General features: G+C 40.2%; 18 protein-coding genes. 13 read left to right on the top strand and 5 right to left on the bottom strand.

Features of this window, described 5'->3' with window-relative positions:
- The first annotated feature begins 24 nt into the window (after positions 1 to 24).
- From sufB to OA91_RS07845, 8 genes are all read left to right on the top strand, one after another.
- Positions 25 to 1,461, top strand: a complete 1,437-nt coding sequence (gene sufB / locus OA91_RS07880; protein WP_009832352.1) for a Fe-S cluster assembly protein SufB — start codon at positions 25 to 27, stop codon at positions 1,459 to 1,461.
- A gap of 12 nt (positions 1,462 to 1,473) precedes the next feature.
- Positions 1,474 to 2,271: a Fe-S cluster assembly ATPase SufC gene (gene sufC / locus OA91_RS07875; protein WP_063337496.1), complete on the top strand. Its 798-nt coding sequence runs from the start codon at positions 1,474 to 1,476 to the stop codon at positions 2,269 to 2,271.
- Positions 2,268 to 3,530 carry a Fe-S cluster assembly protein SufD gene (gene sufD, locus OA91_RS07870; protein WP_063337495.1) on the top strand — a complete coding sequence of 421 codons (1,263 nt, stop codon included), beginning with the start codon at positions 2,268 to 2,270 and terminating at the stop codon, positions 3,528 to 3,530. Before sufC ends, sufD begins: the two co-directional genes overlap by 4 nt.
- Positions 3,531 to 3,539: 9 nt before the next feature.
- Positions 3,540 to 4,757 carry an aminotransferase class V-fold PLP-dependent enzyme gene (locus OA91_RS07865; RefSeq protein ID WP_063337494.1) on the top strand — a complete coding sequence of 406 codons (1,218 nt, stop codon included), beginning with the start codon at positions 3,540 to 3,542 and terminating at the stop codon, positions 4,755 to 4,757.
- Between the two features lie 9 nt (positions 4,758 to 4,766).
- Positions 4,767 to 5,132, top strand: coding sequence for a HesB/IscA family protein (locus OA91_RS07860; protein WP_046017511.1), 366 nt, complete (start codon positions 4,767 to 4,769; stop codon positions 5,130 to 5,132).
- Between the two features lie 47 nt (positions 5,133 to 5,179).
- On the top strand, positions 5,180 to 5,710 hold the full coding sequence (sufT, locus tag OA91_RS07855) for a putative Fe-S cluster assembly protein SufT (RefSeq protein ID WP_063337493.1): 531 nt from the start codon (positions 5,180 to 5,182) through the stop codon (positions 5,708 to 5,710).
- Between the two features lie 167 nt (positions 5,711 to 5,877).
- A complete protein-coding gene (locus OA91_RS07850) occupies positions 5,878 to 6,288 on the top strand; it encodes a SufE family protein (protein ID WP_046017509.1) in 411 nt (136 codons plus the stop codon).
- Positions 6,289 to 6,361: 73 nt separating this feature from the next.
- Positions 6,362 to 7,510, top strand: a complete 1,149-nt coding sequence (locus tag OA91_RS07845; protein ID WP_063337492.1) for an IscS subfamily cysteine desulfurase — start codon at positions 6,362 to 6,364, stop codon at positions 7,508 to 7,510.
- A gap of 70 nt (positions 7,511 to 7,580) precedes the next feature.
- On the opposite strand, the gene OA91_RS07840 is transcribed toward OA91_RS07845, so the two are convergent.
- From OA91_RS07840 to OA91_RS07830, 3 genes are read right to left on the bottom strand one after another with little or no spacing between them, the layout of a single operon-like run.
- Positions 7,581 to 8,357, bottom strand: coding sequence for an anti-sigma factor (locus tag OA91_RS07840; RefSeq protein WP_063337491.1), 777 nt, complete (start codon positions 8,355 to 8,357; stop codon positions 7,581 to 7,583).
- On the bottom strand, positions 8,342 to 8,914 hold the full coding sequence (locus OA91_RS07835) for an RNA polymerase sigma factor (RefSeq protein WP_063337490.1): 573 nt from the start codon (positions 8,912 to 8,914) through the stop codon (positions 8,342 to 8,344). Before OA91_RS07835 ends, OA91_RS07840 begins: the two co-directional genes overlap by 16 nt.
- A gap of 57 nt (positions 8,915 to 8,971) precedes the next feature.
- The gene (locus OA91_RS07830; RefSeq protein ID WP_063337489.1) at positions 8,972 to 9,370 is read right to left on the bottom strand and encodes a COG4315 family predicted lipoprotein; all 399 of its coding nucleotides are present in this window, start codon (positions 9,368 to 9,370) and stop codon (positions 8,972 to 8,974) included.
- 638 nt (positions 9,371 to 10,008) lie between these two features.
- Here OA91_RS07830 and OA91_RS07825 point away from each other — a divergent pair.
- Genes OA91_RS07825 through OA91_RS07815 form a run of 3 tightly spaced genes read left to right on the top strand, consistent with a single transcriptional unit; the run spans position 10,009 to position 13,016 of the window.
- A complete protein-coding gene (locus OA91_RS07825; RefSeq protein WP_052702143.1) occupies positions 10,009 to 10,347 on the top strand; it encodes a 2Fe-2S iron-sulfur cluster-binding protein in 339 nt (112 codons plus the stop codon).
- Positions 10,348 to 11,745: an FAD/NAD(P)-dependent oxidoreductase gene (locus OA91_RS07820; RefSeq protein WP_063337488.1), complete on the top strand. Its 1,398-nt coding sequence runs from the start codon at positions 10,348 to 10,350 to the stop codon at positions 11,743 to 11,745.
- Positions 11,742 to 13,016, top strand: coding sequence for an NAD(P)/FAD-dependent oxidoreductase (locus OA91_RS07815; RefSeq protein ID WP_063337487.1), 1,275 nt, complete (start codon positions 11,742 to 11,744; stop codon positions 13,014 to 13,016). Before OA91_RS07820 ends, OA91_RS07815 begins: the two co-directional genes overlap by 4 nt.
- Before the next feature lie 52 nt (positions 13,017 to 13,068).
- On the opposite strand, the gene OA91_RS07810 is transcribed toward OA91_RS07815, so the two are convergent.
- A protein-coding gene (locus OA91_RS07810) for an IS3 family transposase (RefSeq protein WP_157203794.1) occupies positions 13,069 to 14,291 on the bottom strand; the annotation gives its coding sequence in 2 pieces (ribosomal slippage) (positions 13,069 to 13,940 and positions 13,940 to 14,291; 1,224 coding nt in all).
- Between the two features lie 165 nt (positions 14,292 to 14,456).
- On the opposite strand from OA91_RS07810, the gene OA91_RS07800 reads away from it, so the two are divergent.
- Complete coding sequence (locus OA91_RS07800; protein WP_063337486.1) at positions 14,457 to 14,981, top strand: outer membrane beta-barrel protein; 525 nt, start codon at positions 14,457 to 14,459, stop codon at positions 14,979 to 14,981.
- Between the two features lie 48 nt (positions 14,982 to 15,029).
- Here OA91_RS07800 and OA91_RS07795 read toward each other — a convergent pair whose 3' ends face one another.
- Positions 15,030 to 16,991, bottom strand: coding sequence for an LTA synthase family protein (locus tag OA91_RS07795; protein WP_063337485.1), 1,962 nt, complete (start codon positions 16,989 to 16,991; stop codon positions 15,030 to 15,032).
- Between the two features lie 494 nt (positions 16,992 to 17,485).
- Between OA91_RS07795 and OA91_RS07790 the strand changes: the two genes are divergently transcribed.
- Positions 17,486 to 17,797: a c-type cytochrome gene (locus OA91_RS07790; protein WP_046017500.1), complete on the top strand. Its 312-nt coding sequence runs from the start codon at positions 17,486 to 17,488 to the stop codon at positions 17,795 to 17,797.
- Positions 17,798 to 17,996 lie beyond the last annotated feature (199 nt).

Genomic DNA, 17,996 nt, shown 5'->3' with positions numbered 1-17,996 from the left:
TAGTTTAAGTGAGTGTTATTAGATATGACAGATCAGATTGATAAGGCGCTTGAGCGCGAATACGAAGCTGGATTTGTATCTGATGTGGAGTCAGATACTTTTGAGCCCGGCTTGGATGAGAATGTCATTCGTCGTATATCGACCATGAAAAATGAGCCAGAATGGATGCTAGAAGCGCGTTTGAAGGCATTCAAAGTATGGCAAGAAATGGAAGAGCCGGATTGGGCTCATGTGGATTACGAAAAAATTGATTTTCAAGCCATTTCCTATTTTTCTGCACCAAAAAGCATGAAGGATAAACCTAAGTCGCTTGATGAAGTTGATCCAGAACTGATTCGCACCTATGAAAAATTAGGTATTCCTCTGATTGAGCAGCAAATGCTAGCGGGTGTTGCGGTTGACGCTGTATTTGACTCTGTGTCAGTTGTGACAACTTTCCGTGAAAAACTGTCCGAAGCTGGGGTTATTTTCTGCCCTATCTCTGAAGCGATTCAAAACCACCCTGAGTTAGTTAAAAAGTACCTAGGCAGTGTGGTACCGACCAAAGATAACTATTATGCGGCACTAAACTGTGCAGTATTTACCGATGGTTCATTTGTTTATATTCCTAAAGGCACGCGTTGCCCGATGGAATTGTCAACTTACTTCCGAATCAATGAGCAAAATACTGGTCAATTTGAACGTACCTTGATTATTGCTGATGAAGGCAGTCATGTAAGTTACCTTGAAGGCTGTACAGCGCCTCAACGTGATGAAAACCAATTGCACGCAGCGGTAGTTGAACTTGTTGCTCTTGATGATGCCGAGATTAAATACTCAACTGTTCAAAACTGGTATCCAGGTGATGAGAACGGTAAAGGCGGCATTTATAACTTTGTGACCAAACGTGGCATATGTCATACCAATGCCAAAATTTCTTGGACACAGGTTGAAACAGGCTCAGCGGTTACTTGGAAATATCCAAGTTGTGTGTTGAAAGGTGATAATAGTGTTGGTGAGTTTTACTCAGTAGCACTTACTCGTGGCGCACAACAAGCTGATACTGGTACCAAGATGATTCACTTAGGTAAAAATACCAAGTCGACCATCATCTCTAAGGGGATCTCTGCTGGCCGTAGTAACAACAGCTACCGTGGCTTGGTCCGTATGAACCCAGGTGCTGATGGTGCACGTAACTTTACCCAATGTGACTCCCTGCTAATTGGGGATCAATGTGGTGCGCACACTTTCCCTTATGTTGAAAGTCGTAACCCTTCTGCCATTGTTGAGCATGAAGCGACAACCTCTAAGGTGAGCGATGACCAAATGTTCTTATGCCAACAACGTGGCTTAGATCCAGAGAAAGCAGTCTCTATGATAGTGAATGGCTTCTGTAAGGAAGTCTTTAAAGAATTACCAATGGAATTTGCCGTCGAAGCTGGCAAGTTGCTAGAAATTAGCCTTGAAGGCTCTGTAGGTTGAGGACACACGTACATGTCGAATACAAATACTAAAGATACAAGCAGCCTTTTAACCATAAAAGACTTACATGCCAGTGTCGAAGAGAAGAATATCCTTAAAGGCCTAAACCTAGAGGTTAAGCCTGGTGAAGTACATGCGATCATGGGTCCAAATGGTGCGGGTAAAAGTACCATGGGTTATGTCCTTTCAGGCCGTGAAGGTTATTCGGTAGAACAGGGCAGTGCCGTTCTTGATGGAGTTGATATTCTTGATCTTGAAGCAGAAGAGAGAGCACGTGCTGGCCTTTTCTTAGCTTTCCAATACCCAGTTGAGATTCCAGGTGTAAGTAACCTAGAGTTCTTAAAAGCATCTGTTGACGCTCAACGTGAAGCACGTGGTGAAGAGGCTGTTTCCTCTGCTGACTTCCTAAAATTGGCTAAAGCAGCTTGTAAACAAGTTAATCTACCGCTTGCTTTCTTAAAGCGTGGCGTTAACGAAGGTTTCTCTGGTGGTGAGAAAAAACGTAATGAAATCATGCAAATGCTTTTGTTGCAGCCTAAGGTTTGTATCCTTGATGAAACTGACTCTGGTCTTGATATTGATGCACTTCAAGTGGTTGCTGAAGGGGTAAATAGCCAGCGTTCTAATGATCGCAGCTTTGTTGTTGTTACCCACTATCAACGCCTACTTGATTATATTAAACCTGACTTCGTCCATGTTCTTGCAGACGGTAAGATAGTGAAAAGTGGTGATGCGTCTCTTGCTCTTGAGTTAGAAGCACAAGGTTATGCTTGGTTACAGCCAAGTGATGAAGAAGGACAAAACGCATGAGTGAATGGCTAAATCAAGCCATCACTCAAGCACAAGGTGTGAGTGATTGGCTTTCCCCTAAACGTGATTTGGCGCTAAGCGCCTTGGCTGATATACGCTGGCCAACACGTAAAACGGAAGCATGGAAATACACCTCTTTGCGTCCAGTTGAAAAGTTTAGCAAAGAAGCGCCAGCGGCTTTTACGTCAACTTCAACACTGACTCAAATACAAGGTTTTGAATGCCTAGATTTAGTGTTTGAAAATGGCCAGTTTGTGACTGATCTAGCTGCACTGACACTGCCTGAAGGTTTGTCTATTCAATTGGCAAGCCAAGCGGATGCAAGCAAACAAGCTGAAGTACTCGCTAAGTTTTCTAGTATTAAGCCTGAGCGTCATGTTTTTGGTTTGTTGAATGATGCCCTAGTGCAAGACGTACTTGTTATTGAAGTGGCTGACAATGTGAGCGTAGCGCCGGCTATACGCTTAACTTCAATACTCGGTTTAGCTGCACAAGCACATACTCGCGTTTTGGTTGTGTTGGGTGAGCATGCGAAGTTGACAGTCAGTGAACATTATCAAGGTAATGAAGAAAGTCTAAATACAGGTTTCGTTGAATACGAAATTGGTGCTGATGCTCGTCTTGAACATTATCGTTTTGCTTTGCAAACTGGTAAGGCTGTGAGCTTAGGTGGTAGTCATTTCCAACTAGCTGAACGTGCTGACTTAAATAGCACCTTAGTTGGCTTTGGTAGTGATTTATCTCGTGTTGATGTGGATATGGTGCATGCTGGCGAAAATGCTTTCGCTAAGATGAATGCTTTTTACTTATTAGACGGTAAAGAATTGTTCGATTTACATGCAACGGTTGAACACGCTGTGCCGCATGGTACGACAGAAGAAAATATTCGTATTATCGCAGCGGATCAGGCAAAAGCGGTTTTTAATGGTCGTATTCATATTCATCGTGATGCACAAAAGACATTGGCTGAACTGAATAACCGTAACCTTTTGATGTCTAATAAAGCAGAGATTAATACCAAGCCAGAGCTTGAGATTTATGCTGATGACGTACGTTGTGCTCATGGTGCAACGGTAGCTGAAATCGATAAGAAAGCTCTGTATTACATGCAATCTCGTGGCATTAGTCGTGCTAAAGCTCAAGTGATGTTGAACTTTGGCTTTATTAATGAGTTGATTGATCAGATGCCAAATCAAGAATTGGCAGAATGGCTACGTCCGCAAATGCGTGAGAAATTCTCGCAAATGGAAGTGAAATAGGCGATTAAAATGAGTTTTGATGTAACGGCAATACGCAAAGAGTTTCCTATCTTAGATCGTAAGATTGATGGTAAACCTCTTATCTATTTAGATAACGCGGCAACAACCCAAAAGCCGCAGTGTGTCATTGATGCGATAGTTGATTATTACACTCAATGTAATGCCAACGTTCACCGTGGTGCGCACCAATTGGCGGATGAGGCGACACGTCGCTTTGAAAATGCCCGTGACATCATTGCTCAATTTTTGAATGCAAAAGCACGTCACGAAGTGATTTGGACCAGTGGTACGACCGAGTCTATTAACATAGTGGCGCATGGTTTAACTAAACTTTTAAAAGCAGGTGATGAAGTTGTGGTAACCGCAATGGAGCATCACGCAAACTTGGTAACTTGGCAGCAAGCTTGTTTACAAGCTGGCGCGAGTTTACATGTTGCACCTATTTCAGACTTAGGTGAGTTAGACCTTGACGCTTTTGATGCCCTGTTAAATGAAAATACTAAGATGGTGGCATTTCCACACGTATCTAATGCCCTAGGCAGTGTTAATCCGATTAAGCGTTTAACTCAAAAAGCCAAAGAAGTAGGCGCTTGGGTATTGGTTGATGGCGCTCAAGGCGCTGCTCATGGCGACATAGATGTGCAGGACATTGGCTGTGATTTTTATGCTTTCTCTGCTCACAAAATATACGGCCCTATGGGGGTTGGTATTCTTTGGGGGCGTGAAGATGTTCTTGCTGATTGGCCTGTATGGCAAACGGGCGGTGAGATGATTTCACGCGTAAGTTATACAGAGTCGAGCTGGAATGTCTTGCCTTATCGTTTAGAGGCTGGCACACCAAATGTGGGTGATGCGATTGCAATGGGCGCAGCAATTAAGTGGTACAGCGAGCTAGATCAAGCTGCGGTTCAAGCCCATGAAAAAGCACTTATGTTAAGTGCAACAGAACAAGCTATGGCATTTGATGGTCTTCGCATTATTGGTAATGCAAATCATAAAGTCGGTGCGATAAGCTTTGTGATGGACTCGGGTCACCCTGCTGATATTGGTTTCTTGTTAGACAGACAAGGTATTGCGATACGTACAGGTGATCATTGTGCTCAGCCTTTGATGGACAGATTTCAAGTACCAGGTACAGCGAGAGCTTCATTTGCGGTTTACAATACATTAGAAGAAGTAGATGCTTTATTTGAAGCCCTACACAAAGTCAAAACTATGTTGGCTTAGGAGTGTTATATGACTGTTTCTAGTTTTAATCCAGCACAGGCCATTAGTCTAAGTGATGTGGCCAAAGCGTATTTTGCTAAAAAAATGCAGAACCAAGCAGGCAAGCTAATTCGTCTGACAACTAAAGTAAGCGGCTGTACTGGCTTTGCTTATGTTCTAGATTTAGCTGATAGCCCAGAAGCAGATGATAAAGTTTTTCAGTTTGACGAGTTAACCATCGCCGTTTCAGGTGAAGCATTAGGTTTAGTTGCTGGCACTGAAATTGATGTTGCTCAAGAAGGGCTTAATGAAGTTGTGAAGTTTAACAATCCAAATGTTGTGTCTGAGTGTGGTTGTGGTGAGAGCTTTAGTGTAACCGATCAGGGCGTCGTCTAATTCGACCTCAGCTCAAATAAATTGAGCCTTTAAAGAGAATTGATTTAATGCAAAAAATGGTCGTAACCCAAAGGCAATGTCCAGCACGAAGAGTGCCTAGTGGCGAGCCTACTATTATTGAAGAAGGCCAGTTTCTGACCATAAATCAAAGTTTAGGTGGGAATTACACAGTTACCTTTCAAGGTAATATGTTGCGTATTGATGGCACAGATGCTGATGCCATAGGACAAGAGCCTGAAGTACTAGAATTTACTGATTCTGGCACAGGTGAAATAGTTGAAGAGCAAGTTTGGCAGGCATTAGACAGTATTTTTGATCCAGAAATACCGATTAGCTTAGTCTCTCTTGGGCTCATTTATAAAGTTGAAGTAGACCAAGATAGTAAGAGTGTTCGTATTGATATGACATTGACTGCACCTGGTTGTGGTATGGGCCCTGTGTTAGTCAGTGATGTGGATTATCGCGTTGCTATGGTTCCTAATGTAGAAACAGTTAAGGTCGAGCTGGTGTTTGATCCACCTTGGTCTCGTGAAATGATGAGTGAAGAAGCGCAGTTAGAAGCAGGGCTTTTCTTTTAACTGACTTTAATCTGATTCAAGAGGTTCACCCTCAGCAGTGTTTCTCATACAATAGCGACCCTAGTTGATATTCCAACTAGGGTTGTTTTGTTTTAGACCGAAGTTTTTATGGCCACAATTAAAGAACTGGTCAATTCCCCTTCTTATTGAAAGAGATTTTTATTTATATGTCATTACCAAGCACAACTGAAATTATTGAAGATTTAGAATTTTTCGACGACTGGGAAGACAGATATAAATACATCATAGATTTAGGTAAATCTTTACCTGCTATGGATGAAGCGCTAAAAACTGAGTTGCGCTTAGTTAAAGGCTGTCAAAGCAGTGTTTGGATTGAGCCAGGTCAAGACGGCGAACGGATGACATTTGTTGTTGATAGTGATGCCATTATTGTTCGTGGTCTTTTAGCTTTGGTGATGGCTGCTTATGATAATAAAACAGCGACAGATATTGATGCATTTGATATTGATGCCTATTTTGCTGAGCTAGATCTTGAGCGTCACTTAAGTCCGACTAGAGGTAATGGTCTTAAATCTATCGTCGCTAGAATTCAGGCAATGGCAAAAGCAGCACTTTAGGTCTGCTAGTTTAATAAAGCTTATAGAATATATGATCTAAAGTAAGTTAACACTTACTTTTATGGAGAAGAAAATGCGTTCCCCTGTTTATCTTGATTATTCAGCAACTACACCGGTTGACCCAAGAGTGGCTGAGAAAATGATGCAATGCCTTTCTTTAGAAGGCAATTTTGGTAATCCTGCATCTCGTTCACACATGTTTGGCTGGCGTGCAGAAGAAGCCGTTGAAGATGCAAGACAACAGGTGGCGGATTTGATCAAGGCTGATGCGAGAGAGATTGTTTGGACCTCAGGTGCAACCGAAGCAAATAATTTGGCATTAAAAGGAATTGCTCATCAATATGGAAAGAAAGGTAAGCATATTATTACCTCCATGATTGAGCATAAGGCTGTTTTAGATCCTTGTAAGCAGCTTGAGCTTGAAGGTTTTGAAGTCACTTATTTAAAGCCTGATGAGCAAGGTGTTATTCAGCCTGAAATGGTACAAGCGGCATTACGTGAAGATACTATTTTAGTTTCTTTACTGATGGCAAATAATGAAATCGGTATAGTGACTGATATTGCTAAAATTGGTGAGTTAACGCGAGCGAACGGCACTTATTTACATGTTGATGCCGCTCAAGCAACAGGTAAACTTGAAATAGACGTTAATGCCATGAAGGTAGATCTCATGTCTTTAACTGCCCATAAAACTTATGGTCCTAAAGGCATAGGTGCTTTATATGTACGCCGCTCTCCAAAGGTAAAAATTGAAGCGCAAATGCATGGTGGCGGCCATGAGCGCGGTATGCGATCTGGTACGCTTGCTACCCATCAAATTGTGGGTATGGGTGAAGCGTTTGAATTGGCTAACCAAGATATGCAAGCTGATAAAGAGCGTATTACTGCTCTTAGAGATAAGTTATGGAATGGCATTAAAGACTTAGGTGGTGTGCACTTAAATGGTCACCCTGAGCAAAGAGTTGCTGGGGTGCTTAATGTGGGTTTTGCCGATGTTGATGGTGAAGTCTTGTTGATGTCTCTTGGGGATATTGCTGTTTCTTCTGGTTCTGCTTGTACATCTGCAAGCTTGGAACCTTCTTATGTACTAAGAGCCATAGGTTTACCAGATCAATTAGCCCATGCTTCTTTACGTATTTCAGTTGGTCGTTTTACGACGGAAGATGATATCGATTTTACGATCGAAACGATTACAAAGGTAATCAGCAGTCTTAAGAGCTAATCCCTTACTTTTATCTACCAAGTATAGGCATAAAAAAACGGGGCAATAAGCCCCGTTTTTTTATGCCTGGTTAACTGGTTTTCCAACTGGACAGTTGCAAACATTCGCCTTTAAAGAGAACTGGATCAGTTTCTTTATTCCCTTTCGTTAACCAAAGTTCTTTGCTGTTTTTTATTAGTTGCCATTGAGCAACACTTAATTTTTGTTTGTTGTTTGTGTTGACAAGAGGCCCTAAAGAGACTTGCTCTCCAGTGCTTTTATCTATGGTCCAAAGCGTGAGGTTTTGATCTCTTTCCAGTTTGAAATTCTGCTGATTATCCGTATTTTTATTCCACTGAATATGCAATTCAGATTGACCTGCTTCTGGGCTTTTATAGGCACTAACAATCAGTTCAGGGAGTGTTTTATTTGATTCCTCTGTGGATGTTAAAACCGCTAAATAACTTGGCCCTTGTAAGGCTAAACTTGGTGGCGTGTTGGTGTGCTCTAATCCAAGTTTACCGATAAATAGACTGAGCATGAGAGCGAAACTTATAGCACTCACTCCTCGCCATAAGAATAGAGATTGCCACCAAGAGGGTTTCGTTTGTTTGGTAAAATTGAGCTCGCGACTTAGTTTTGTCCATACTTTTTTTGGTGGAATGACTTCATCTATGCTGGTGTTAATTGGCTCTAGCCGACTTTGCCACTGATAAATAGCTTGCTCTAGTTCCTTATCAATCTTCATTAGGCGGATAACTCTTTGCTTTACCTTAGGAGATAAGGTGCCTAAGACGAATTGGCTGGCAAGGTGAGAGCGTACTTTAGGGTTTTGATAGCGAAGGGCTAAATTTAATTTTTGAGACATAATTCTAGCTCCTTTAGTCCTCGTCTTATCCAAGACTTTAGGGTGCCGATTGGGGTGCTTAACTTGTCTGCTAACTCTGAATGGGAAAAACCATGAACATAGGCCAATACAATCACTCGTCTCGGCTCTTGCTTTAGTTGGTTTAGGCAGTAATTAAGATCTCTTTGTTCTGCTATTGCCATGCCTTCGTCCGTAATCTGGTTTATATCAGTTTCTTCTAGAGGAGATTCAGGGCGACGATTTGTTTTTCTTATGTGATCTAGTGCTGTATTTCGAGTAATTTGACACATCCAAGCCCAAGCCCAGTTTTCACCTAAATCACTACGATACGAGGAGGCTTGGTGCCATATCTTATTAAAGCTTTCTTGCAAGATATCAGCAGCAATCTCTTTATCTTGAATCATCTTCAGTATTAAGCCATATAGCTTTGGGCTGGTCTCTTGGTAAAGACTTTCAAATGCTGTTTGGTCTTTTAAACAAACCTGTGCCAGCAAGATTTCAACTTTATGTTTAAAACTTTTGTCCTGTGTCTTATTCGTTATGGCATCAAAACTCAAAATAGTTTCCTTGTAAGGCTCGGCCTAAAAGCCGAGCTAATGCTGACATTGAAGGTTTTAAGGTTTCTTTGCAAGGTGCCAAACGCCTTTAACACCATCGCCTGTGATATCACCAGGTTTAGTATCTCTAACCCAAGTATAAAGTGGCTTGCCGTTGAGAGCCCATTGTAAATTTCCATCATTACGGGTGATGCGTGTATAGCTTGCAGGTTTTTCCTCTCCTTCTTTTACCAAGAGTGGTGGCCAAAGGGTTGCACATGCGCCATTGCAGTTTGACGTATTGGCTGTGTCTTTATCAAATGTATAAAGACTCATGCCATTTGCATCTGTAAGGTGTGTTTCCATTTTGCTGTCGCTGCTTTTGCTACTTGAATAGTAAGAATCAGAGCTCGCAGCACAAGCAATAAGAGAGTGAGCTAGGCCAATAACGCAAACAGTTTTAACGAGAGTTTTCATATGATTTTCCATTTTTATTTATGTCGTCCCAGAGAGAAACGTTTGCTGTGGCGTTTTGGATGCATAGGGCAGAATTTTTTTATAAAACTTTTTATAAAAACACCGCCTTATTTGTATGAGAAATATCAATATCTCTTTTGCCTGTAATCTTGAGTAATAGCCATATTAACTGGCACAGCTTATCGTCATTTCCAAGTTAGGTATGAGTGTTTTTGAAGTTGGGTTCAGGGTTACAGAATCATTTTTTGAAAGCCTAAAGAGATGAACTGCTGAGTCCTACAAATTGAGCCTTATCTTAAAAGGCAATACAGGAGCTTTTGTTTATTTTTATAATTCGGTTGGATTCTAAGGCTGGCTAATTAATAAGGTGCATTGTGTTTGCGTTTATTGTGATGTTTGAGTTTGCTTCTATTTTTTTATTAATGGCTTTTTGTTTTTTGCTAGAGCTTGGCTAATTCGCTCGGCCGTTATTTATCCTCCTTTTTCTTTTTAGTACCTAATCACTTAAATAAAGTATGCATTTTCAAAATAAATGTAGGGATAACTGCGCCCTAAATTTATCAAATATAGAACTAATCGTGTTTTATATTTTTCTAAGTAACTGATATTTATAAAAATATTAAATTAAAGGACTAGAGATGGATCAATATGTAGAGTTAATGGAACACAACAAAAAACTTGATAGGAAGCAAGATATTGTGCCGCCAAGTGGTCAGTTTACCCAAGTTTGGATAGATGATCAGAGGGTGGATGCAGTGCTTGGGGAAAATATTTTAAGTGTACTTTTTGCCGTAGGTAAGAATGAAATAGCTCAAAATGACCATGCAAAAATTACTGGTGCTTATTGTGGTATGGGAATCTGTCATTGCTGCAATGTTCAGGTAAACGGCAAGCATAAGATGAAAGCCTGTCAAACCTTGATTGAACCAGGTATGCGTATTAATACCCAAACAAACCGTTTAGAAGAGGGCTTCTAAATGACTCATACATCACCTGTCGTTATTGTTGGAGCTGGCACAGCAGGTATTTCCGCTGCTGTTGAATTAGCGCAAGCGGGTATTCATTCTATTGTATTGGATGAAGCACCGAAAATCGGTGGCGCTGTTTTTCGAGGACCTTATCGAGAAGCGATTGAACTACCTCATTTAGATTCTAAGCTACGCAAAAAAATTTCAAATATCAGACAGCAATACCATGAACATCAAGCCTTTATTGAATTAAGGCTAAATACACGAGTATTAGGGCCAGCTGGAAAATCTAGTTTGTTAGTTCGCCATAAGGAAGAGGTGAGTGAACTTAGCTATGAAGAGCTCATTATTGCTACTGGGTGCCATGAACGTAGTGTTCCTTTTGATGGTTGGCAAATGCCGGGTGTCATGCTTCTCGGAGGTGTTCAGCTTCAGCTTAAGTCAGGGTTAGTAAAGCCGGGGCAAAAAATGGCGGTTGTGGGTACGGGGCCTTTGTTGCCTCTTGTCGCTTGCCAGCTATTCAAAGCAGGTGTTGAAGTATTGGGTGTATACGAAGCGGGTAAGTTTAGTGACTTTGCCAAGGAGAGCCGAGCTTTACTTAATCGCCCTGTTCTTGCCTTAGAAGGGATGGGCATGCTGAGTTACCTAAAGGCAAATGCCATTCCAATGCATTATGGCCAAGGGATTGTATCTGTTTCGGGAGAAGGTAACCTCAAAAAAGCGCATTTTGCGAAATACACAGATGATTGGTACCCCATTGAAGGAACGGGAACAAGTTTAGAGCTAGACTGCCTTGCTGTGGGCTATGGATTTGTATCACGTAATCAGCTCAGCCAGTTGTTCCAGTTAGAGCATGATGTTTGCCCTATTAGTGGTCTTAAACCTAAGATAGATACTTGGCAAAAATCTAGTCAGGAAAATATCTATATTGCAGGGGACAGTGTTGGCATTTTAGGAGGGGAAGGAGCCATGGTAGAAGGGCGTATCGCTGCCTTATCTATTGCACAAACTCGTCAAAAAGTAACATCGGAGCAAGCAAATAGTAAAGCAGATGACTACTTTACATTATTGCAAAAAGTGAAAAGTTTCAGAGCTGGTTTTGATCGAATCGGACGTCGTCGAGAAGGTCTTTTATCTTTATTGAAACCAAATACCATAGTGTGTCGTTGTGAGAATGTCACTCGATCGGATATTGATGACGTGATTGAACAAGGTGTGAAAGATATCACATCTTTAAAAATGAGGACGCGAGCAGGTATGGGAGACTGCCAAGGCAAAACCTGTAATAGCTATTGTCAGGATAGATTAGGACATGAGTTAAAAAATCCAGATGTCGGGCATATTAAGCCACGTTTTCCACTTGATCCTATTCCTTTTTCTGCCTTATCTGATGGAGTGCAATTATGAGTACTAAGACAAATAAAAAATATGACATAGTGATCGCGGGTGGTGGTGTAATTGGCGCTGCTTGTGCTTATTTTTTGAGTAAAGAAAAAGACTTAAAAATTGCATTGGTCGACCTTAAAAAACCAGGTAATGCCTCTCGTGCTTCTGCTGGTGGTTTGTGGGCAATTGGTGAATCTGTTGGTTTAGGATGTGGTGTTATTTTCTTTAATCGCATGACGATGCAGCAAGCAGACGCAACCGGTGAAGACTTACCGCCAATGAGGCCGCATGTTTTACCTGATTACTTTTTTGAGTTTGCGTTAAAAAGTAATGCTATGTACCCAGCTTTATGGCAAGAATTAAAAGACAAACATGGCGTTGATTTTAAGTTTGAAAAAACGGGCCTGAAATATGTCATGTATGATGAATACGATAAGATGTATGCCGATTCTATTGTAGATCATATTCCTGGGTTAATAGACCAAGTGAGTTGGCTAAGCGCAGAAGAACTTGCTGAAGATGAACCATACATTAATAAAAAGTCTATCGGTGCATTAGAGTTTAAATGTGACCATCAGGTTAATCCTTATCGTTTAAATGAAGCTTATCTAGAAGCCGCTCGTCAAAATGGTGTTGAGCTCTTTTTAGAAACTGAGGTCCTTTCGATCGAAAAACGTGGCAATAAGGTGATTGGTGTTGAAACTGATGCTGGTTTTATTGCTTGTGATACCTTAATTAATGCTGCAGGCAGCTGGGCGGCTCAATTGAGTAAAATGGCAACGGGAATTGAGTTACCTGTCTATCCAGTTAAGGGCCAAATTATCCTATCTGAGCGTTTGCCAAAAATTCTTAAGGGCTGTGTTTCTACAACAGACTGCTATATTGCGCAAAAGGATAATGGTGAAGTCTTGATAGGAAGTACCACTGAAGAAAAGGGCTTTGATACTACTAATACCCTGCCAGAGCTTAAAGAGTTAGTAAATGGTGCGGTGAAGTGTATCCCTATGCTGAATGATCTGAATATTAAACGCTGTTGGGCTGGGTTAAGGCCAGGTACACCTGATGAGTTTCCTATTTTAGGAGAAATGGAAGGTGTGGAAGGTTATATCAATGCTTGTGGTCATTTTAGAACAGGTATTTTAACTTCAGCTATTACGGGTAAGCTAATTAATGACTTATATCGCGGTTTGCCTTTAGATATGGATATTACGCCATTTAAATACTCCCGTTTCTTGAAACCAAAAGAAGATACAAGTGAAGATTCGAAGATGATTGAAGACGCATTAGTTTGATTTAATTTTAGCTAATCTGACTAGTCCTGATATAGGTTGACACTTATTTCAGTTAAAACGCTCGATGTACCTCATCGGGCGTTTTGTATTTTAGGCTTAAATGCGGCCTACTTTCATTATAAAGTGTGATTGATTCTTTCACCATTTTCTTCGCCTCCTGTAAATTCATCGGCTTTTCTAATAAATATTCATTCTTCAAAATTCCGTTAACTCTTTCTGCTAACGCATTCTGATAACAATCATAACCATCTGTCATTGAGCAACGAATACCATATTTATTATGTATTGCTTGATACATTGCCGAACAGTATTGGATACCTCTATCAGAGTGATGAACAAGCCCCCTTACATCTCCTGCGCACTTAATTGCTTTCTTTAAGGCAATCACAACATCACATGTTTTAAGGCTACTATGCACATAATGGCCTACTATTTTTCGTGAGAACATATCGGTAATCAAACTAAGGTAGGCTTGCCCTTCTCGTACCGGTAAGTAGGTAATATCGGCCACCCATACTTGCTTTGGCTTATTCACAACAACCTGATCTTTACTTGCTTTGATTAAGTTGGGATGACACCAAAAGCGATGATTGCTTTGAGTGGTTTTATGATATGCCCGACGACATGGCACTAGCAGTCGTGCTTCTCTCATTAACTGAAACAGTTTGTCTCGACCTATCGCATTAGATAACGTTTTGTTCTGTTTCATAAAATAAAGAAGCTTACGCCCACCCATTCTGGGGTGTTGCATTCGCTTAGTTCGAATAAAACGAATGATCTCTTCATTGCGTTGCTCCTTTTCTAAGGCACAACGACACTGTTTATAATAGGCTTGTCTGCTTATGTTCAAAAACACACATGACTGAGTCACGGTTAATGCTTTGATCTTTTTTTCTTGGATAACATCTCTTGCTGCTTTTTTGGCAAGCTGACACCATAATCACGTTTCATAACGGTGACGACAGCCTCAAAGAACTCAGCTTTCAATTGTGTTTCAGCCAGTTTTTGTTCGAGTTCTTTAATGCGTTGCTCGGGTGTTTGTTCTGTTTTTTGATCTTTCATATGACTACCTTTTAGAAAAAAAGGGGGAGTCCCTAAAGACCAATCTAGCTTGCCATGCTTACGAAGCCAAACTAAAACAGTAGAGCAACCTTGAATGCCGTACTTATCTTGAGCTTGTTTATAAGTTAATTCGCCTTTTTCTACCTGATCGACAATCGATAATTTAAAAGCGAGTGAATAGTCGCGCTGAGTACGCTTAGATGTTGATTGCATAACACTCTCCAAATGATTAATTGGAAAGTGACAACCTTATTCAGGACGGGACAATCAAGTTAAATAAAAAGTCAGCAACTGCTGGCTTTTTATTTATATAAATTCAGTAATTTTATTAAAGTTTCATATACTTATTATTGGTGGTCAGAAAATGCAGGAGGGAATATGCGATTATTGACTCTTTTATGTTTTATTAGCTTTTCTCATTTTCTTTATGCTGATGAAGAAATACTTGAATCTGATGTAAATGATACTTTTTATTTAGGTGGGGCATTTGTTACCTGGAATTATGATGAATCTGGTGAGGTTTATTCTCCTATATCGTTTGAAGGTATGTTTGATTACGAGCTATTTAATCCCCTAGAGATTTCTTTAAGGCTTGGAATGGGCTTTGGGGATGCTGAAAATGAAGATGTGTCAAATCGTACTGTTGGAGTAGACCTATATAAACTCTTGTATTTTAAGCCTTACTTGAGTTTTGAGGATGCTCGTTTATATGCTCTTTTTGGCTATGCTGACTATGATATTTCTTCCAATACCAAGGCTCAGGCATCCGGTGTCAGTTATGGCATAGGCGCAGATTATAACCTTTTTGATGTCAGTAAATTGTTTATAGAATGGCGAACCATGCCAGATAATAGTGCGTTTGAGTTGAGTTCAATTAGTATTGGTCTGACGTTCCCCTATTAGTGGGAATAATTTTAAAAGGGAGCTTATTATCCAAGCTCCCTTTGTATGTTAATGATTCGAAATATCGTATTTACCTTCTTGATAAAACCAGCTTCCAAGCAGAGGGTAAGCCATTGCTTCTTTGATTAGATCTGTCTTATGTTGTGCTGATTTAATAAGCTCTCCTTCAATATATTTAAAGCTTTTAGGGGCTTTATTTGGCTGTAAAACCACCACATCATTACCTTTCATATAAGCTTGGTTGCTCGCAAATTGCATCATAGCTCGTCCTTGGTAGTTATCATCAAGCTTGGTGAAGTCACGACCTACCATAGGGTGGATACTATTAACCCCAATTAAAGATAAGAGTGTGGGGGCTAAATCGATATGACTGGCAATACGAGAATCTTTTTTAGGTTTGATATCTTTACCCAAAATAAGCCCAGGAATGTGGAAATTATTAATAGGTACTAGATTTGCCTTATGCACTCTAGCGTCATGGTCAGCCACTACAAGGAAAACTGTATCGTCCCAGTAGCTGGATGTTTGGGCCTTTTCAAAGTACTTACCTAAGGCATAATCAGCGTATTTAACAGCATTGTTGCGTGTGTTTTTAGTTTCATCATAAAGCGCTATCTTATTATCGGGAAACTCATAAGGATCATGATTGGAAGAGCTAAAAACTAGGCTGAAGAAAGGCTTGTTTTGCTTGGCTTTTTCCGTAAAGATTTGATGGGCTTTATTAAATAAGTCTTCGTCACTTACCCCCCAAGAGCCTTTAAAAGTTGGGTTCTCATAATGTTTTTCTTCAATAATTTGCTTAAAGCCATTACCAATAAAAAAGCTACTCATATTATCGAAATGAGCACTGCCCCCATAGATGAAGCTAGTATCAAAACCTTTTTGATTAAGTAACTTTGCAATGGTAAAGAACTGAGACTGTGATTTTGGCAGTTTTACAACGCTTCTTGCCGGTGTAGGAACAAAACCTGTTATAACGGCTTCAATACCTCTAACCGAACGAGTACCTGTTGCGTAAAGGTTTTCAAATGCCCATCCATCTTCACTTAAGGCGTCATAATAAGGCGCTAGGTCAAGCCCTCCTAGGCTTTTTACAAACTGAGCACCAAGGCTTTCTTCTAGAATGATGACAAGGTTTTTTGGTTTGTTATAGCGCTTACTGGCAAGGTGTTTGTGTAGGGTTGGGTATTCTTCAGATACAAAGTCTGTTGGCTCTACCCCCATACTCTGTCTAATCGTATTTGTAATTTCCTGCTTGGACATTTTTGGATAAAGGTCAAAAGAGCTCACTTCATTTTTCATTCCCTTAGCTGCGTAAAGCACAGAATAACTTGAATTAAGAGTGAGGCTATTTACTAGTGGATCATTTGTAAAAGAGGTAAAACTTGGGTTGATTGGCCTGTGCTCTAGTGAGGATCTTGCAACAGCAACCGCTAATACAAGGACAAAGGCAGCAAAAATCGGGCGTTCAAACCACTTAGGATTATCTTTTGTCAGTGTGCTACTTAGATAAAACAGTTTGTAGCAAAAATAAACCGCAGCAACCGTCACAATTGAGCTTAAAAATAATGTCAGTTTATGGCCTGACCATAACATTGAAAATACTTCTTTTGGATAAATTAGGTATTCAATGAAGAGACGGTTGGGTCTTAAACTGTATTCTAATATGAATGCTGGAGTTGAGACCTCCATAAAGATAAAGAAGACAAGTACAGCCATAAGCCATAGCTGACAAACCTTATCCCAGACTCTATTTACCCAAGGGATACCTGAGATGAGTAAGGTGATTACAGCTGGAATACCAATAAACATTGCAATGGTTACACTGTCTATCCTTGCTCCAAAACCTAACAAAGTGATCCAGTCGGTAAAAGATTCAATTCTTGCTTCCTGCCAAATACTTAAGCCAATCCTGCAAAGAGAAAGAATAAGCATAGCGACGAAAGTGAAAAGAGCGAAGGGTTTGAGAGGGGCGTAAAACCGCCTTAGCAATGTATTTGAGGATTCCATTAAAACCTTACTTATCTAAAAGATGACTATTAAGTGTTCGATTTAAAATCCCTGTTTACTGCTAGGCATGTCCTTGCTGAATAGCCCAAGTCTAAGGTGAGTTAAAAACTTGGAGGCTCAGCATAGGTGAACCTATGTGAAATTTTTGTTGCTTCTGCTTAGGGGAGTGCTCTTGGAAAATAGAGTGATATAGATGTTGTTTGGTCTTCTATGCTGGAGGAAATTGACTGATTAAGTGGTTCGTTCTTACTTTTTAGTTGTAGGAGCTTTGTTCATAGTATGGATGTTTTTTCATAATACGAATGCTATGAATTGGAAAAACACCTTATTAGCAGTTAATGTTTTATGTATATCGAAGCGAAAATCACTAAAAACTGAATAAAAACACCTAACTCAAGCTTTCCTGCTTTTAGACAAATTTGTCCTAGCGTTTTTATGATATGTATTTAAGGGTGATTTATTTTTTAACTGAGTCTCTTTGTAAGGAAAATCGTATGAAATTAGGTTTATGGATCTCTGCAGTTGCGATTGCTTGTTTACCTTTTACTGTAAACGCCGCTGATATATCAGCGGGTAAAGCAAAATCGGCTGTGTGTGCGGCATGTCATGGTGCAAATGGCATTGCAATGATTCCTACTTATCCAAATCTAGCGGGGCAAAATGCTGGCTATATAAGTGCTGCATTAAAAGCCTATAAGGCAGGTCAAAGAACGGGTGGTCAAGCGGCAATCATGACGGGAATGGCAGCACCTCTTTCCGATGCAGATATTGCTAATTTAGCGGCTTACTACAGTTCATTAAAATAGCGAGTTTGTTCATCGTTAAAGCGAGCCATTCGGCTCGCTTTTTAGATTTATGCCTTAGTAAACTCAAAATTCTTGATATCAGTTTCGACTTCTTTCAATCGAAAAGCCTGAAAATTACCAGTGTGTAGAAAATTCCATTTTCTTATGTGAGCTTGGCTCAACTTCTGTAATTACAACTAAAAATCATTGTTTTAAATTG

Origin of the sequence: Marinomonas sp. SBI8L, from assembly GCF_001624705.1 — a bacterium.
In the GTDB taxonomy this organism is placed as follows: domain Bacteria; phylum Pseudomonadota; class Gammaproteobacteria; order Pseudomonadales; family Marinomonadaceae; genus Marinomonas.
This window is presented reverse-complemented; position numbering and strand designations above follow the sequence as displayed.

What these genes read in the sequence shown, in the direction of transcription:
- sufB (WP_009832352.1), top strand. Translation starts at nt 25, where the DNA reads ATGACAGATCAGATTGATAAGGCGCTTGAGCGCGAATACGAAGCTGGA.
- sufC (WP_063337496.1), top strand. Translation starts at nt 1,474, where the DNA reads ATGTCGAATACAAATACTAAAGATACAAGCAGCCTTTTAACCATAAAA.
- sufD (WP_063337495.1), top strand. Translation starts at nt 2,268, where the DNA reads ATGAGTGAATGGCTAAATCAAGCCATCACTCAAGCACAAGGTGTGAGT.
- OA91_RS07865 (WP_063337494.1), top strand. Translation starts at nt 3,540, where the DNA reads ATGAGTTTTGATGTAACGGCAATACGCAAAGAGTTTCCTATCTTAGAT.
- OA91_RS07860 (WP_046017511.1), top strand. Translation starts at nt 4,767, where the DNA reads ATGACTGTTTCTAGTTTTAATCCAGCACAGGCCATTAGTCTAAGTGAT.
- sufT (WP_063337493.1), top strand. Translation starts at nt 5,180, where the DNA reads ATGCAAAAAATGGTCGTAACCCAAAGGCAATGTCCAGCACGAAGAGTG.
- OA91_RS07850 (WP_046017509.1), top strand. Translation starts at nt 5,878, where the DNA reads ATGTCATTACCAAGCACAACTGAAATTATTGAAGATTTAGAATTTTTC.
- OA91_RS07845 (WP_063337492.1), top strand. Translation starts at nt 6,362, where the DNA reads ATGCGTTCCCCTGTTTATCTTGATTATTCAGCAACTACACCGGTTGAC.
- OA91_RS07840 (WP_063337491.1), bottom strand. Translation starts at nt 8,357, where the DNA reads ATGTCTCAAAAATTAAATTTAGCCCTTCGCTATCAAAACCCTAAAGTA.
- OA91_RS07830 (WP_063337489.1), bottom strand. Translation starts at nt 9,370, where the DNA reads ATGAAAACTCTCGTTAAAACTGTTTGCGTTATTGGCCTAGCTCACTCT.
- OA91_RS07825 (WP_052702143.1), top strand. Translation starts at nt 10,009, where the DNA reads ATGGATCAATATGTAGAGTTAATGGAACACAACAAAAAACTTGATAGG.
- OA91_RS07820 (WP_063337488.1), top strand. Translation starts at nt 10,348, where the DNA reads ATGACTCATACATCACCTGTCGTTATTGTTGGAGCTGGCACAGCAGGT.
- OA91_RS07815 (WP_063337487.1), top strand. Translation starts at nt 11,742, where the DNA reads ATGAGTACTAAGACAAATAAAAAATATGACATAGTGATCGCGGGTGGT.
- OA91_RS07800 (WP_063337486.1), top strand. Translation starts at nt 14,457, where the DNA reads ATGCGATTATTGACTCTTTTATGTTTTATTAGCTTTTCTCATTTTCTT.
- OA91_RS07795 (WP_063337485.1), bottom strand. Translation starts at nt 16,991, where the DNA reads ATGGAATCCTCAAATACATTGCTAAGGCGGTTTTACGCCCCTCTCAAA.
- OA91_RS07790 (WP_046017500.1), top strand. Translation starts at nt 17,486, where the DNA reads ATGAAATTAGGTTTATGGATCTCTGCAGTTGCGATTGCTTGTTTACCT.